We start from the raw sequence: 12,902 nt of genomic DNA on the forward strand, positions 1-12,902 counted from the left end.
GGAGGACACGATGAAATTCTCCTTTGAACAGGGCATTGCCGCTGGCGTTGCCGGACTGGTGGCCACGGCACTCATCGCCGGCGTGCTGCTCGTTGACCATGGCGCCATCGCGGCACCGGTCGAAGCCAGCGCGCAGACCCAGGCACTCCCTGTACCCACGGGCGACGCTGCGTTCCGCGATGACGCCACCCACGCCAGCGTGGTGTTTGCCGGCGGTTGCTTCTGGGGCGTGCAGGGCGTGTTCCAGCATGTCAAAGGCGTGAGTAATGCGGTGTCCGGCTACATCGGTGGCAGCGCTGCCAATGCCCGCTATGAACGGGTCAGCAGCGGTCAGACCGGTCATGCCGAAGCGGTGAAGGTCGACTACGACCCACGCCAGGTCAGCTATGCGCAGTTGATGCAGGTGTTCTTCTCGGTGGTGCACGACCCGACCCAGCTCAACCGCCAGGGGCCCGACCACGGCAGCCAGTACCGGTCGGCGATCTTCACTGATGACGCCCGCCAGCAGGCAGCCAGCCGCGCCTACATCGCCCAGCTCGGCCAGGCCGGCAGCTACCGCGCACCGATCGTCACCCAGCTGGTCAGCGGCCAGCGCTTCTACCCGGCCGAGAGCTACCACCAGAACTACATGACCAACTACCCGCAGGCCGCCTACATCCGCTACTACGACGCGCCAAAGCTGGCCGCGCTGGGCAGGCAGTTCCCGGCGTTGTACCGGCGCGATGCAGCGCTGGTGCCGATGCGCTGACGGCATTTCCGTGGGGCCGGCTGGCGCTCGGTGCGGCTCCTGCCGATGCGGTAACGCCCCGGGTAGTGCCGGCCGCTGGCCGGCTCTTGCGGTTCCAGGGATTGCCGGCCAGCGGCCGGCACTACCAAAAAAAGACGCACGGCCATCCAGCCGTGCGCTTGGAAAGTACCGGCCGTGCCCCGATCAGGCCCGGCCGACAACGACATGCTAGGCTCGCCGTCATCATGGGTACAGCACCAGATGGCGGGAAACTCGATGGATACAGATGATCAGAGCGCAATGATCCCCCCCCGCTACCAACGGCTGTCCGACGAACTGGCCGAGGCCATCCACGGCGGACGCCTTCCGGTAGGCAGCCGCCTGCCCTCGCTGCGGCAGATGGCCCTGCAGCGCCGGCTCAGCCTGAACACGGTGATCGCCGCCTACCGCCAGCTGGAAGACGCTGGTCTGGTCATTCCGCGGCCCAAGGCCGGCTTTGAGGTCGCGCCGCGGCTGTCGGTGCCGGAACGTTCGCTGCGCGACACACCGTCTGCGCCCACCGCGCCGCTGCAGCAGGTACTGATGGCCCGCGTGCTGGAAGCACAGCGCCGCCCCGGCGTGATCGACCTGGCCTTTGCCGGCCCGCGCGGTCGCCAGTTCTACCCCGGCGCGCAGCTGGCCAAGCACACGGCGCAGGTACTGCGCCATGGCCAGCAGACCGTGGAGACCTATGCACGCCCCAACGGCTCGCCACGGCTGCTGGCGCAGATCGTGCGCCGCGGCCCGCGCATGGGCCTGCATACCCACAGCGAACGCCTGCTGCTGACCCACGGTGCGATGGAAGGGCTGCAGCTGGCGCTACGCGCGGTCACCCAGCCCGGTGATGCGGTCGGCATCGAGGCGCCGTCCTACTTCAACCTCTACCCGTTGCTGGCCAACCTCGGCCTGCAGGCCATCGAACTGCCCACCCATCCGCAGCTCGGCCTGGATGTGGATGCGCTGGACGCGCTGCTGGAGCACACGCCGCTGGCCGCACTGGTGGTGATGCCGACCGTGCATAACCCGCTCGGCTGCACCATGCCGACCGCCGCCAAGCAACGCCTGGCCGAACTGGTCAACGCACGCCAGCTGCCGCTGATCGAAGATGCGGTGTATGCCGAACTGCAGTTCTGCGAACCGCCGGCACCACTCCTGAAGGCCTTCGATCGCGATGGCTGGGTGATGGTGGTCGGCGGCTTTTCCAAGACGCTGGCGCCGGATTACCGCATCGGCTGGCTCGATGGCGGCCGCTTCGCCGAGCGCATCGCGCTGCTGAAATTCCAGTCCACCGGCGGCGAGCCGCAGCTGCTGGGCGACGCGGTGGCGGCCTATCTGGAAGCGGGCAGCTACGAGCATCACCTGCATCGCATGCGCCGCCTGTACCGCGAACAGGTCGGACGGCTGCGCCAGCTGGTGGCCGAACACTTCCCGGCCGGCACCCGCGCCACCGAACCGCAGGGTGGCTTCCTGCTGTGGCTGGAACTGCCGGGCGTGGACACGCGCGAGCTGTTCGAGCGTGCACTGCAGGAGGACATCGTGTTCATGCCCGGCCAGGTGTATTCACGCGGCGCGCGGTATCGCCATTGCCTGCGGCTGTCGTGCTGCCAGACGCTGGATGCACGCTTCATCGGCGCGGTGGAGCGGTTGGGTGCGATCGCGCGGGAGCTGGCGGCCGCAGCACGGTAGTGCCGGCCGCTGGCCGGCAACTGCACGCAGGTGGATACATCGAGGTTGCCGGCCAGCGGCCGGCACTACCCCAGGTCAATCGAGCAGATGCGTGCTCAGGATCTGGCCATCCGCTCCCGGCAGATGTGGCAGCCGCCCCCAGCACGGCATCGGCAGGCGCCGCTGCAGCGTGGCGAAGTTTTCGTCCTGGCGCTGCATGGCCGGGTCGATGTGGTTGCCGATCCAGCCCAGGCACTCCACGCCACTGGCCTGCAGCGACTGCGCGGTCAGCCGCGCATGGTTGACGCAGCCCAGCCGCATGCCCACCACCAGCAACACCGGCAACCGCAATGCGCGCACCAGGTCGAGCTGGTCGAGCGTGGCCGAGACTGGTGCCAGCCAACCGCCAACCCCCTCCACCACCACGACATCGGCCTGCGCGCGCAGCCGCTCGAACGCTGCCACGATCGGCGCCAGCTCCACCTGCACGCCATCCTCGGCAGCGGCCAGCTCCGGCGCCAGTGGCAGGCGCAACGCATACGGGTTCAGATCGGCATAGTCCGGTACCGGCCAGCTGGCCGCCTGCAGCGCCAATGCGTCTTCGTTGCGCAGGCCCTGGCCCAGGTCTTCGCTGCCGCTGGCCACCGGCTTCATCCCCACCGCGCGCAGGCCGCGCCGGCGCAGCGTGTGCAGCAGCGCGGTGCTGGCCGCGGTCTTGCCGATCTCGGTATCGGTGCCGGTGACGAACAGGGCGGGCGGCAGCGTGGCGGGCAACGGCATCGACGGGCTCCAACGGGGCAACAGAGCGTGCATTATCGCCGGCCCGGCGCGCTTGCTAGACTGCTGTCATGTTCGCCAATGCCTCGCTCACCGGCAGCAAGCCGGAACAATACGCCCAGCTGCTGGAACAGGCCCGTGGCCTGGTCTACGCCGAGTCCGACCGCATCGCCAACGCGGCCAACCTCTCGGCCCTGGTCTACCACGCCCTGCCCGACCTGAACTGGGTGGGCTTCTACCTGTACGACGGCAAGGAACTGGTGGTCGGCCCGTTCCAGGGCCTGCCGGCCTGCGTGCGCATCCCGCTGGACAAGGGCGTGTGCGGTGCCGCCGCCAGCCAGCGCGTGACCCAGCGCGTAGAGGACGTCGACGCCTTCCCCGGCCACATCGCCTGCGATTCGGCCTCGCGCTCGGAACTGGTGGTGCCGCTGCTGCGCGGCGATGAACTGATCGGCGTGTTCGACATCGACAGCCCGAAGGTCGGCCGCTTCGATGCCGACGACCAGGCTGGCCTGGAAGCCATCGCCCGCGTGTTCGTCGAGGCGCTGGGATGAGCGCACCGAAGCTGCGCAACATCGGCCCGAAAAGTGCGGCGTGGCTGCGCCAGGTCGGCCTGCGCAGCCGCGACGACCTGGTCGCGATCGGAGCCGTCGGCGCCTTCGTCAAGGTCAAGCGCGCCGGCTTCAAGCCCAGCCTGAACCTGCTGTACTCGCTGGAAGGCGCGTTGCTGGACTGCCATTGGCAGGAGCTGAGCGAGCCACAGCGTGAAGCACTGGTGCAGGATTACGAAGCACGCATCGCTGCGCATCCGCTGAAGGCAGCCGGCCCGGCGTCGGGCCCGGTGCATGAGCAGCGCTTCGATGCCGACGATGACGCTGAGGACAGCGTGGCCGAGGGCGCGGACGAGGATTGAGGCCTCCGCGTTCCTGGGGATGCCGGCCAGCGGCCGGCACTACCAGTGTGATGCGGGATCGGTAGCACCGGGCCATGCCCGGCGAGTGCGCTCAGGGCTGCTGCAGCTCCAGCAGCTCACCCACCAGCCCGATCTCACCGCGCTCCAGCCATACCCGCAGGCGCGTGCCGTGGTCGATGCGCAGCGCCCAGCACAGCGACATCGGCAGGCCGCAGACCTGCGACAGCACCATGCGCAGCGGGCCGCCATGGCTGACCACCAGCGTCGGCACCGGATCGCCATCATCGAGCAGGCGATCCAGCGCGCGCGCGATGCGCCGCTCGAAGTGGCCCCAGCTCTCGCCATTGGGCGGCGGGAACGCGTGCGGGTCGGCATGGAAGGCCGCCAGTGCATCCTCCGGCAGGTCGAACAGCGACCGCCCGTCCCAATCGCCGAAGTCCAGTTCTTCCCATTCCTCGTCCGATTCCACGTCCAGTCCGCGCGGGGTGGCCAGGGCCATTGCCGTGTGCAGCGAACGCAGCCGCGGCGAACTGATCACCCGCTCCCAGCGTTGCCCGGCATAGGCCTCGACCAGTTCCTGCGGCAGGCGGGCCAGCTGCGGTGGATCGCTGCGGCCATCAAGGAACTCATCACGGCCATTGCCGGCATGGCGGACCAGGTCGAGGATCATGCGCGCGTCCCGGACGGGCGACGCAGGTACAGCGGAAAACGGGCGGACATCGGCAACGGCACCACGGGATCGAGCAACCATTCTAAAGGCACAGCAAAGGCAGTCGCGCAGGCGCGACGCAACGGGACGGCCTGCGATGCCGTAGACTGCGCGCACTTCCAGGTGACCTGCGGCCATGGCCGGCAGGTTGAAACGGGAAGCCGGTGACGCGTGATTCCACGCCAGGCCGGCGCTGCCCCCGCAACGGTAAGCACGTCAGTTCCAGGCAACACCGCCACTGTGCCGCAGGCATGGGAAGGCGCCTGGACGGTGGCCTCGCGCCACCCGGCGGCGAGCCCGGAGACCGGCCCGGAAGCCTCAGGTCGCGATGCGGTGGGCATGGCGCTGGATGACCGTGGCGTGCGCTGCGGCATCGGCGCACGCCTGCCTTCGCGGCTCCTCCCCTTCGCCACGCGGGCGTGCGTGGCACTTGGAGTCCCCCATGAAGCTGCAGTCCCGAATGCTGTCCCTGGCCGTGCTGGCCGCCCTGCCCGCGCTGGCCCAGGCCGCCAATGACACCACCGCGCTCGACCAGATCCTGGTCACTGCCACCCGCACCCCGATCGCCCTGCAGGACAGCATCGCGCCGGCGCAGGTGATCGACCGCGCCCAGATCGAATCCAGCCAGGCCACTTCGCTGCAGGAACTGCTGCGCGGTCGCGCCGGCATCAACCTGGCCAATGCCGGCGGCCTCGGCAAGCAGAGCTCGCTGTTCCTGCGCGGTACCAATTCCGGCCACACCGTAGTGCTGGTGGACGGCGTGCGCATCAACAGCGCCGACCTCGGCCTGGCCATGTACCAGGACCTGCCGCTGGCGCAGATCGAGCGCGTGGAAATCGTGCGCGGCCCGCAGTCGAGCTTGTACGGCGCCGACGCCATCGGTGGCGTGATCCAGATATTCACCCGCCGCAACCAGGGCGATTTCGCCCCGCACTTCCAGCTTGGCGGTGGCAGCAACGGCCTGCGTGAAGCCAGCGGTGGCATTGGCGGCGGTACCGAACGCGGCTGGTTCGGTGCCGACATCGCCTACCAGCATTCCGACGGCATCGATGCCTGCCGCGGCTCGGCCACGCTGTTCACCGGCTGCTTCGCCGACGAGCCCGACCGCGACGGTTACCGCAACCTGTCCAAGAGCCTGCGCGGTGGCTACACCTTCAACGACCAGTGGAACGTGGAAGGCAGCGCCCTGCGCGCCGACGGCAAGAACCATTACGACGGTTACTACAACTATTCGGAAACCCGCCAGCAGGTGCTGGCCGGCAAGGTGCGCTACACCCCGTCCGAGCGCCTGGCATTCACCGCAAACGTCGGGCGCAGTGACAACGAGTCGGACAACTTCGGCGACTTCGGTGCACGTGGCAGCGCACAGACCCACCGCGACAGCGCCTCCCTGCAGGGCGATTTCGGCGTGGCCGAGGGCCAGCTGCTGAGCGCAGGCGTGGACTGGAGCGAAGACAACCTGGATGGCAGCAGCGCGGGTTACCTGGTCGACAGCCGCCGCAACACCGGCGTGTTCGTGCAGTACCAGGGCCGCTTCGGCCGCCACCAGCTGCAGGCCAGCGCACGCAACGACGACAACCAGCAGTTCGGCAACCACGCCACCGGCAGCGTTGGCTGGGCGATGGAGCTGGGCCACGGCCTGCGCCTCAACGCCAGCTATGGCACGGCGTTCAAGGCACCGACCTTCAGCGATCTGTACGACCCGTGGAGCGGCGTGCCCACGTTGAACCCGGAGAAATCCAAGAGTGCCAACCTGGGCGTTTCGCAGCAGGGCCAGGGCTGGCACTGGGGCCTGGATGTGTATGAAACCCGCATCGATGATCTGATCACCTACGATGCGGCGACCTTCAAGATGCAGCAGGTGGAGAAGGCCCGCATCCGCGGTGCCGAACTGACCGGCGGCGTGCTGCTGGCCGGCTTCGACATCAACGCGCAGCTGAGCTACACCGACCCGCGCAACCGCACCGGCGGCAGCACCCAGTTCGACAACTGGCTGCCACGCCGCGCGCAGCAGACCGCGCGCCTGGACATCGACCGTCGCTTCGGCGATTTCCGCGCAGGCCTGACCGTGCAGGGTGCCGGCAAGCGCTACGACGATGCCGCCAACACGGTGAAGGTGGGAGGCTACGGCACGCTGGACCTGCGCGCCGAGTACGCACTGACGCCATCGTGGTCGCTGCTGGCACGTGCCGCCAACGTCTTCGACCGTCGCTACGAAACGGTGGCATGGTTCAACCAGCCCGGCCGCGAGTACCAGTTGAGCGTGCGTTACCAGCCGAAGTGAGCGCAACGTTCATGGTAGTGCCGGCCGCTGGCCGGCAACATCATGACCTTCGGCAACGCATCCCGGGTTGCCGGCCAGCGGCCGGCACTACCCCCTGCTTCAGCCCCACAACCCCGGCAGTTCACGCAGGTCGTCGATCACCGCCACCGCATGCGCGGTGGCCAGGTCCAGGCCGCGCGGATAGCCGTAGCGCACCAGCGCGATCGGCATGCCGGCCTCTTCGGCGGCGCGGTAGTCGGTCAACGAATCACCCACCATCAGGCAGGACTCCACCGGCAGCCCGAAGTGCGCGGCGATGTGCCGCAGTGGCTCGCCACTGGGCTTGCGCTGCGGCAGCGAATCCCCCCCCAGTACCAGCGCGAATGCATCACCGATACCCAGGTGCTGCAGCAGCGGCGGCACCAGTGCTTCGGGCTTGTTGGTGCAGATCGCCAGCGGCACGCTGCGCGCACGCAGTTGCGCCAGCGCTTCGCCCACGCCGTCGAACAGGCGCGGGCTGCGCAGCAGGCACTCACGGTAGTGCACCATGAACACCGGCATCACCTCGGCCAGGTCCACCTCGCTGCCGGCGGCCTGCACCGCCTGCTCGACCAGACGACGCACACCGTCACCGATCCAGCCCAGCACGGTGGCTTCCGGCACACGCGCCACGCCGATGTCCTCCAGCGTGCGGTTCAGCGCTTCGGCAATATCGGCAGCGCTGTCGACCAGCGTGCCATCGAGGTCGAACACGACCAGCGGATACGGATACGGCAAGGGACTGCACCTGCATGACGTGGGGCCGTCCATTGTACGCCGCAGTATTTTGGGCAGGCCTGCCTCAACCGATCCGGCGCGCGCGCGTGGCCAGGAACGTGGGCAGGTAACGGTCGATCAGGAAGCGCGGCTGCGGCTGCCAGTCTTCCATGAAGCGATCGATGACGAAGCCGGCATCCAGCTGTCCACCGATCAGTTCGGTCAGGCTGTGGCCGAAGGTCAGCGCATCGCCCCGCGCCAGTTTCGCCTCGCGCTCGGCCGGTGGCAGGTCTTCCAGATCCGAATAGGGAATGGCGTACTGCGGCCGGATCAGGCCCTGTGCATCCAGCTGCGGATCGCGTGCACCGACGAACAGCACCGGGTTGTAGAAGCTGGCCATCAGCATGCCATCGCGCGCCAGCACGCGGCGGCATTCGGTCCACACCGGCCGGACGTCGGGCACGTACAGGTTGGAGATCGGGTGGAACACCACATCGAAGCTGTCGTTGGCGAAGGCGTGCAGATCGCGCATGTCGCCCTGCACCGTGCGCAGTTGCAGGCCATCACGCGCCGCCACCTGACGATCCTGCTCGAGCTGGCCATCGGACAGATCGAACACGGTCACCTCCGCCCCGGCCGCCGCCAGCACCGGGGCCTGCTGGCCACCGCCCGAGGCCAGGCAGAGGATGCGGCGGCCGCGCACATCCCCCAGCCAGTCCAGCGGCAGCGCGCGCGGGGTCAGGTGCACCTGCCAGCGGCCATCGCGCGCGGCGGCAATCGTTGAGCTTTCCACCGGGCGCGACCATTCGCGCACTTCGCTGGCCTGGCGGTCCCAGGCAGCACGGTTGTGGTCGATCAAGGCCTGTCCATGGTTCATGTGTTCTCCTTGCCCGGTGGGCGCCAATCCAGATCCTGGAAGGCCGGGCTGGCGAAACACTCGCCCAGGAAATCCAGGAATCGCCGCATGATAGCGGGCTGCTGGCGCCGTGATGCGTACACGGCATGAATGCCGAGTTCGTCCAGACTGAATTCGGGCAGCAGTTCGATCAGCTCGCCACTGCGCAGCAGCGGCGCCACCTGGTAGGTCGGCAGCATCGCGATGCCGGCGCCGGCACGCACCGCCTCCAGCAACAGCGAGGCTTCGTTGGCGCTGATGTTGCCGCCCACCGCCACCGACAGCGAACGGCCATCGCGGTGCAGCTGCCACAGGCTCTTGCCCACGTAGTGATGGGTCAGGCAGTTGTGCCCGGCCAGGTGTCCCGGGGCGGTAGGCGTACCGCGCGCGTGCAGGTACGACGGCGTCGCGCACAGCACCGAGCGGCAGGTGGCCAGCCGTCGTGCGATCAGGCTGGGATCGATCTGGCGGGCGATGCGCACGGCAAGGTCCACCCGCTCTTCCACCAGGTTCACCATGCGGTCGACCAGCAGCAGTTCGATGCGCGCCGCCGGGTGGCGTGCGACAAAAGCGGCCACCGCCCGCGCCAGGTGGCTCTGCCCGAACGACACGCTGGCGGTCACCCGCAACGTGCCGTGCGGTTCGGGATCGTCGCTGGCCAGCTCACCGTGCAGTTCCTCGCCGATAGCCAGCATCTGCCGGAAGCGCACCAGCGCCGCCTCGCCGGGGCCGGTCAGGCTGACCCGGCGCGTGGTCCGGTGCAGCAGGCGCGCGCCCAGCCAACCCTCGACCTCGGCCAGGTAGCGGGTGACCATCGCCCGTGACATGTCCAGCACCTCGGCGGCGGCGGTGAGGCTGCCGCGCTCGGCCACCTCGACGAACACGGTCATGGCGGTCAATCGGTCCATATGCTCGATCCATGCAACAAACAAGCGCGTTATACGCTGTTTTTCGAGCGACTGCAGCGGCCTAGAGTGGCGCCATTCCCACCCCATACCACCCCACGGAGTCCTGCCATGAAGATCGCCCTCGTTGGTTCCACCGGCAACATCGGCCGCCAGATCGCCCGCCACGCGCTGGCCAACGGCCACGAACTCACCGTCATCGTGCGCAGCGCGCAGGATCTTCCGGCCGAACTGGCCGGTGCCCATCCGGTGATCGCCCCGCTGGATGACCAGGATGCCCTGGTCGCCGCCATCGCCGGCCACGACGTGCTGGCCAGCGCCTACGGCCCGCGCCCGGGCGATGACATCGGCCGCGTCGGCGACGTGGCTGCGCAGCTGGCCGCCGCCGCGCGCAAGGCCGGTGTACCGCGCCTGGTGCTGGTCGGTGGCGCCGGCAGCCTGGAAGTCGCGCCGGGCGTGCAGCTGGTCGATACCCCCACCTTCCCGGAGGCCTACAAGGCGTACGCGCTGGCCCATCGTGAAGCCTTCAATCGCCTGCAGGCGGTGGACGACCTGGACTGGACCTTCTTCTCGCCGGCGGCCGAAATCGGCCCGGGTGAAGAGCGCGGCCAGTACCGCGTGCAGCCCAAGGCCTTCCTGGCCGACGCCAGCGGCCACAGCCGCATCAGCTATGCCGACTACGGCGCCGCGTTCGTCGCCGAGCTGGAAGCGCACCAGTACCCGAAGCAGATCATCACCGCGGCGTACTGATCGACGCGCGTGCCCTGTAGAGCCGAAGGCAACGGCAGGAGCCGTTGCCAACGTCACTTGCGACGGCCCGCAGGGGCCCGGGCAAGGACGCCCGGCATAGCCCACGTTCGGCTCCCCATTCGACACAAGGAATTTCCCATGCGCACCGCTGCCCTGCTGCTTCCCCTCGCCCTGGCCGCCAGCTTCACCAGTGCGCCGCTGCTGGCCGCACCGGCCACCGCGGCGCCCGCGGCAGCGACAAAATCCCAGCTGCACCTGCAGACCTTCCATCCCGGTCCGCAGGCGATGTTCTCGGTGTCCTCGGGGCTGATCGAAGGCCGCCGCGATGCGATCCTGGTCAACGCGCAGTTCGGTGCCAGCGATGCGCGCAAGCTGGTCGAGCTGATCCGCGCCAGCGGCAAGCAGCTGACAACGATCTACATCAGCCACGGTGATCCGGACTACTACTTCGGCCTGGCTACCCTGCAGGACGCGTTCCCGCAGGCACGCATCGTCGCCACTGCGCAGACCGTTGCCCACATCCAGCAGACCCAGGCCGGCAAGCTGGCCTACTGGGGGCCGAAGATGGGTGCCGACGTGCCGTCGCGCATCGTGGTGCCGCAGGTGCTGGATGGCGATGCCCTGCAGCTGGAAGGCCAGCGCCTGCCGCTGATCGGCCTGGATGGCCCGACCCCGGACCGCACGGTGTTGTGGGTGCCGTCGCTGCGCGCGATCGTCGGCGGCATTCCGGTAGTGGCCGGTGAACACGTGTGGATGGCCGACACGCAGACGCCGAAGTCACACGCCGACTGGCTGCAGACCCTGCAGCGGTTGCAGGCGTTGAAGCCGAAGGTGGTGGTGCCGGGGCATTACGCGCCGGGTGTCGCACTGGATGTCAGTGCGCTGGTGTTCACGGCGGACTACATCCGCGCGTTCGATGCCGAGACGGCAAAGGCCAAGGACAGTGCGGCGCTGGTGAAGGCGATGCAGGCGCGCTATCCAAAGCTGGCGGGCGTGGCGTCGCTGGAACTGAGTGCGAAGGTGGCCAAGGGCGAGATGCAGTGGCCGTGAGGTAGGGGAGGCTTTTGCAGGGCTGCGCCCTGCACCTGCTCAATGCAACGGCAACAGCCGAAGCAACAGCAACAGCGGGCTATCCGTGGGATGGCGAGGTGTGTCCGGTTGCGGGGGACGCCGTGAATCCGTCCATGGAGGCTCGGTCGCGCCATCCATGGCGCTCACGCCCCCGCAACCGGACCCACCCCGCCTTCGACAGTTCTCTGCGATCTGCCTGGGTGGCATGTCTGCGCACGGGGTCGGATCCCGTTGCTGCGCAACGGGCTCTGACCCCACTGTTTGATGATTAGGTATCTGTGGGATTGATCATGTCGTGCTCGAACAGTTCCCCCTGCACCACCGCCTCCTTTTCGCGGAAGCCACCAAGGCCGACGCCGACCAGGCGGTAACGGGTCTCCGCCGGCAGGTCGACGCGGGCGCGCAGCGACAGGGCGATGTCACGCAGCTCTTCCATCGATTCCGGCGGGCGCTCCGGGGTGAAGCTGCGGGTGAGGATGCGGAACTGCGCGGTCTTCAGTTTCAGCACCACGGTGTGGCCGATGCGCTCGGTCTTGCGCGTGGCGTTCCAGGTCTTCCCGGCCAGCTGCACGATCGCCTCGGTCAGGTCTTCCAGCAGCAGGTCTTCGGCGAAGGTGTCCTCCGAGGAGATCGACTGCACCTGCTGGTCCGGTTCCACCGGCCGCTCGTCGATGCCACGTGCGCGGTTGTACAGGCTGCGGCCGAAACTGCCGAATGCCTCTTCCAGATCGATCAAGGCCCACTGCCGCAGGTCGCCGCAGGTGACGATGCCGCGCGCGGCCAGCTTGCCTTCCATGACCTTGCCGACGCCGGGCACGCGGTTCACCGGCAGCGGCGCCAGGAACGCATCCACGCGCTGCGGCGGAATCACGAACTGGCCGTCGGGCTTGCGCCAGTCCGAGGCGATCTTGGCCAGGAACTTGTTCGGCGCGATCCCGGCTGAAGCGGTCAGGTTCGTTTCCTCGCGGATCTGCGCGCGGATGGTGCGGGCGATGTCGGTGGCCAGTTCAATGCCACTCTTCGGCTCGGTCACGTCCAGATAGGCCTCGTCCAGCGACAGCGGCTCGACCAGGTCGGTATGGCGCAGGAAGATCGCGCGCACCTGCTGTGACACCGCCTTGTAACGCGCGAAGTCCGGCGGCACGAAGATCGCGTCCGGGCACAGGCGCTCGGCACGCACGGCGGGCATCGCCGAACGCACGCCGAACACGCGCGCCTCGTAGGACGCCGCACACACCACCGAGCGGGCGCCACGCCATGCCACGACCACCGGCTTGCCACGCAGTGACGGATCGTCGCGCTGCTCCACCGACGCGTAGAACGCGTCCATGTCAACGTGGATGATCTTGCGCAGTCGGGTCATGTCAGCTGGGAAAGGCGGGGCCGGGCGGGGTGGGCCACACGCCGAAGTATGGTCGTTGCACATCAACAG

The 12,902-nt window shown here is 68.4% G+C and carries 13 protein-coding genes and 1 riboswitch; of the genes, 7 read left to right on the plus strand and 6 right to left on the minus strand.

From position 1 onward, the window contains the following. The first annotated feature begins 10 nt into the window (after positions 1-10). Positions 11-748: a peptide-methionine (S)-S-oxide reductase MsrA gene (gene msrA, locus AC5P68_RS03805; protein ID WP_414498145.1), complete on the plus strand. Its 738-nt coding sequence runs from the start codon at positions 11-13 to the stop codon at positions 746-748. 255 nt (positions 749-1,003) lie between these two features. Next, complete coding sequence (locus AC5P68_RS03810) at positions 1,004-2,452, plus strand: aminotransferase-like domain-containing protein (protein ID WP_059036174.1); 1,449 nt, start codon at positions 1,004-1,006, stop codon at positions 2,450-2,452. Between the two features lie 75 nt (positions 2,453-2,527). On the opposite strand, the gene bioD is transcribed toward AC5P68_RS03810, so the two are convergent. Then, entirely contained in the window at positions 2,528-3,211 is a 684-nt protein-coding gene (gene bioD, locus AC5P68_RS03815; protein ID WP_231522550.1) for a dethiobiotin synthase, read from the minus strand. A 68-nt stretch (positions 3,212-3,279) separates the two neighbouring features. Between bioD and AC5P68_RS03820 the strand changes: the two genes are divergently transcribed. Together AC5P68_RS03820 and AC5P68_RS03825 are read left to right on the plus strand one after the other, a co-directional pair. After that, positions 3,280-3,762: a GAF domain-containing protein gene (locus AC5P68_RS03820; protein ID WP_005407940.1), complete on the plus strand. Its 483-nt coding sequence runs from the start codon at positions 3,280-3,282 to the stop codon at positions 3,760-3,762. Continuing rightward, on the plus strand, positions 3,759-4,121 hold the full coding sequence (locus tag AC5P68_RS03825) for a TfoX/Sxy family protein (RefSeq protein ID WP_005407939.1): 363 nt from the start codon (positions 3,759-3,761) through the stop codon (positions 4,119-4,121). Before AC5P68_RS03820 ends, AC5P68_RS03825 begins: the two co-directional genes overlap by 4 nt. 91 nt (positions 4,122-4,212) lie before the next feature. On the opposite strand, the gene AC5P68_RS03830 is transcribed toward AC5P68_RS03825, so the two are convergent. Further along, the gene (locus tag AC5P68_RS03830; RefSeq protein ID WP_033835404.1) at positions 4,213-4,791 is read right to left on the minus strand and encodes a histidine phosphatase family protein; all 579 of its coding nucleotides are present in this window, start codon (positions 4,789-4,791) and stop codon (positions 4,213-4,215) included. Positions 4,792-4,934: 143 nt separating this feature from the next. After that, positions 4,935-5,157, plus strand: a riboswitch (cobalamin riboswitch). A gap of 115 nt (positions 5,158-5,272) precedes the next feature. Here AC5P68_RS03830 and btuB point away from each other — a divergent pair. Then, the gene (gene btuB, locus AC5P68_RS03835) at positions 5,273-7,114 is read left to right on the plus strand and encodes a TonB-dependent vitamin B12 receptor (RefSeq protein ID WP_414498146.1); all 1,842 of its coding nucleotides are present in this window, start codon (positions 5,273-5,275) and stop codon (positions 7,112-7,114) included. A 99-nt stretch (positions 7,115-7,213) separates the two neighbouring features. Here btuB and gph read toward each other — a convergent pair whose 3' ends face one another. The 3 genes from gph to AC5P68_RS03850 all read right to left on the minus strand — a co-directional run bounded on the left by gph (position 7,214) and on the right by AC5P68_RS03850 (position 9,652). Further along, positions 7,214-7,870 (minus strand): phosphoglycolate phosphatase, encoded by a 657-nt coding sequence (gene gph, locus AC5P68_RS03840; RefSeq protein ID WP_033835402.1) that lies wholly within the window; start codon positions 7,868-7,870, stop codon positions 7,214-7,216. 64 nt (positions 7,871-7,934) lie between these two features. Further along, entirely contained in the window at positions 7,935-8,726 is a 792-nt protein-coding gene (locus tag AC5P68_RS03845; protein ID WP_005412139.1) for a class I SAM-dependent methyltransferase, read from the minus strand. Next, positions 8,723-9,652 (minus strand): LysR family transcriptional regulator, encoded by a 930-nt coding sequence (locus AC5P68_RS03850; RefSeq protein WP_033835401.1) that lies wholly within the window; start codon positions 9,650-9,652, stop codon positions 8,723-8,725. Before AC5P68_RS03850 ends, AC5P68_RS03845 begins: the two co-directional genes overlap by 4 nt. A gap of 108 nt (positions 9,653-9,760) precedes the next feature. Between AC5P68_RS03850 and AC5P68_RS03855 the strand changes: the two genes are divergently transcribed. After that, a complete protein-coding gene (locus AC5P68_RS03855; RefSeq protein WP_033835400.1) occupies positions 9,761-10,399 on the plus strand; it encodes an NAD(P)-dependent oxidoreductase in 639 nt (212 codons plus the stop codon). Positions 10,400-10,537: 138 nt separating this feature from the next. Further along, entirely contained in the window at positions 10,538-11,449 is a 912-nt protein-coding gene (locus AC5P68_RS03860) for an MBL fold metallo-hydrolase (protein ID WP_414498070.1), read from the plus strand. 289 nt (positions 11,450-11,738) lie between these two features. On the opposite strand, the gene dinB is transcribed toward AC5P68_RS03860, so the two are convergent. Next, the gene (dinB, locus tag AC5P68_RS03865) at positions 11,739-12,833 is read right to left on the minus strand and encodes a DNA polymerase IV (RefSeq protein WP_111188501.1); all 1,095 of its coding nucleotides are present in this window, start codon (positions 12,831-12,833) and stop codon (positions 11,739-11,741) included. Between the last annotated feature and the right edge of the window lie 69 nt (positions 12,834-12,902).

Source organism: Stenotrophomonas sp. YJH_SMC_58, assembly GCF_059369635.1.

Coding starts and splice junctions, on each gene's coding strand:
- AC5P68_RS03850 (WP_033835401.1), bottom strand. CDS start 9,652: ATGGACCGATTGACCGCCATGACCGTGTTCGTCGAGGTGGCCGAGCGC.
- btuB (WP_414498146.1), top strand. CDS start 5,273: ATGAAGCTGCAGTCCCGAATGCTGTCCCTGGCCGTGCTGGCCGCCCTG.
- AC5P68_RS03810 (WP_059036174.1), top strand. CDS start 1,004: ATGGATACAGATGATCAGAGCGCAATGATCCCCCCCCGCTACCAACGG.
- dinB (WP_111188501.1), bottom strand. CDS start 12,833: ATGACCCGACTGCGCAAGATCATCCACGTTGACATGGACGCGTTCTAC.
- bioD (WP_231522550.1), bottom strand. CDS start 3,211: ATGCCGTTGCCCGCCACGCTGCCGCCCGCCCTGTTCGTCACCGGCACC.
- AC5P68_RS03860 (WP_414498070.1), top strand. CDS start 10,538: ATGCGCACCGCTGCCCTGCTGCTTCCCCTCGCCCTGGCCGCCAGCTTC.
- AC5P68_RS03855 (WP_033835400.1), top strand. CDS start 9,761: ATGAAGATCGCCCTCGTTGGTTCCACCGGCAACATCGGCCGCCAGATC.
- AC5P68_RS03845 (WP_005412139.1), bottom strand. CDS start 8,726: ATGAACCATGGACAGGCCTTGATCGACCACAACCGTGCTGCCTGGGAC.
- AC5P68_RS03820 (WP_005407940.1), top strand. CDS start 3,280: ATGTTCGCCAATGCCTCGCTCACCGGCAGCAAGCCGGAACAATACGCC.
- msrA (WP_414498145.1), top strand. CDS start 11: ATGAAATTCTCCTTTGAACAGGGCATTGCCGCTGGCGTTGCCGGACTG.
- AC5P68_RS03830 (WP_033835404.1), bottom strand. CDS start 4,791: ATGATCCTCGACCTGGTCCGCCATGCCGGCAATGGCCGTGATGAGTTC.
- AC5P68_RS03825 (WP_005407939.1), top strand. CDS start 3,759: ATGAGCGCACCGAAGCTGCGCAACATCGGCCCGAAAAGTGCGGCGTGG.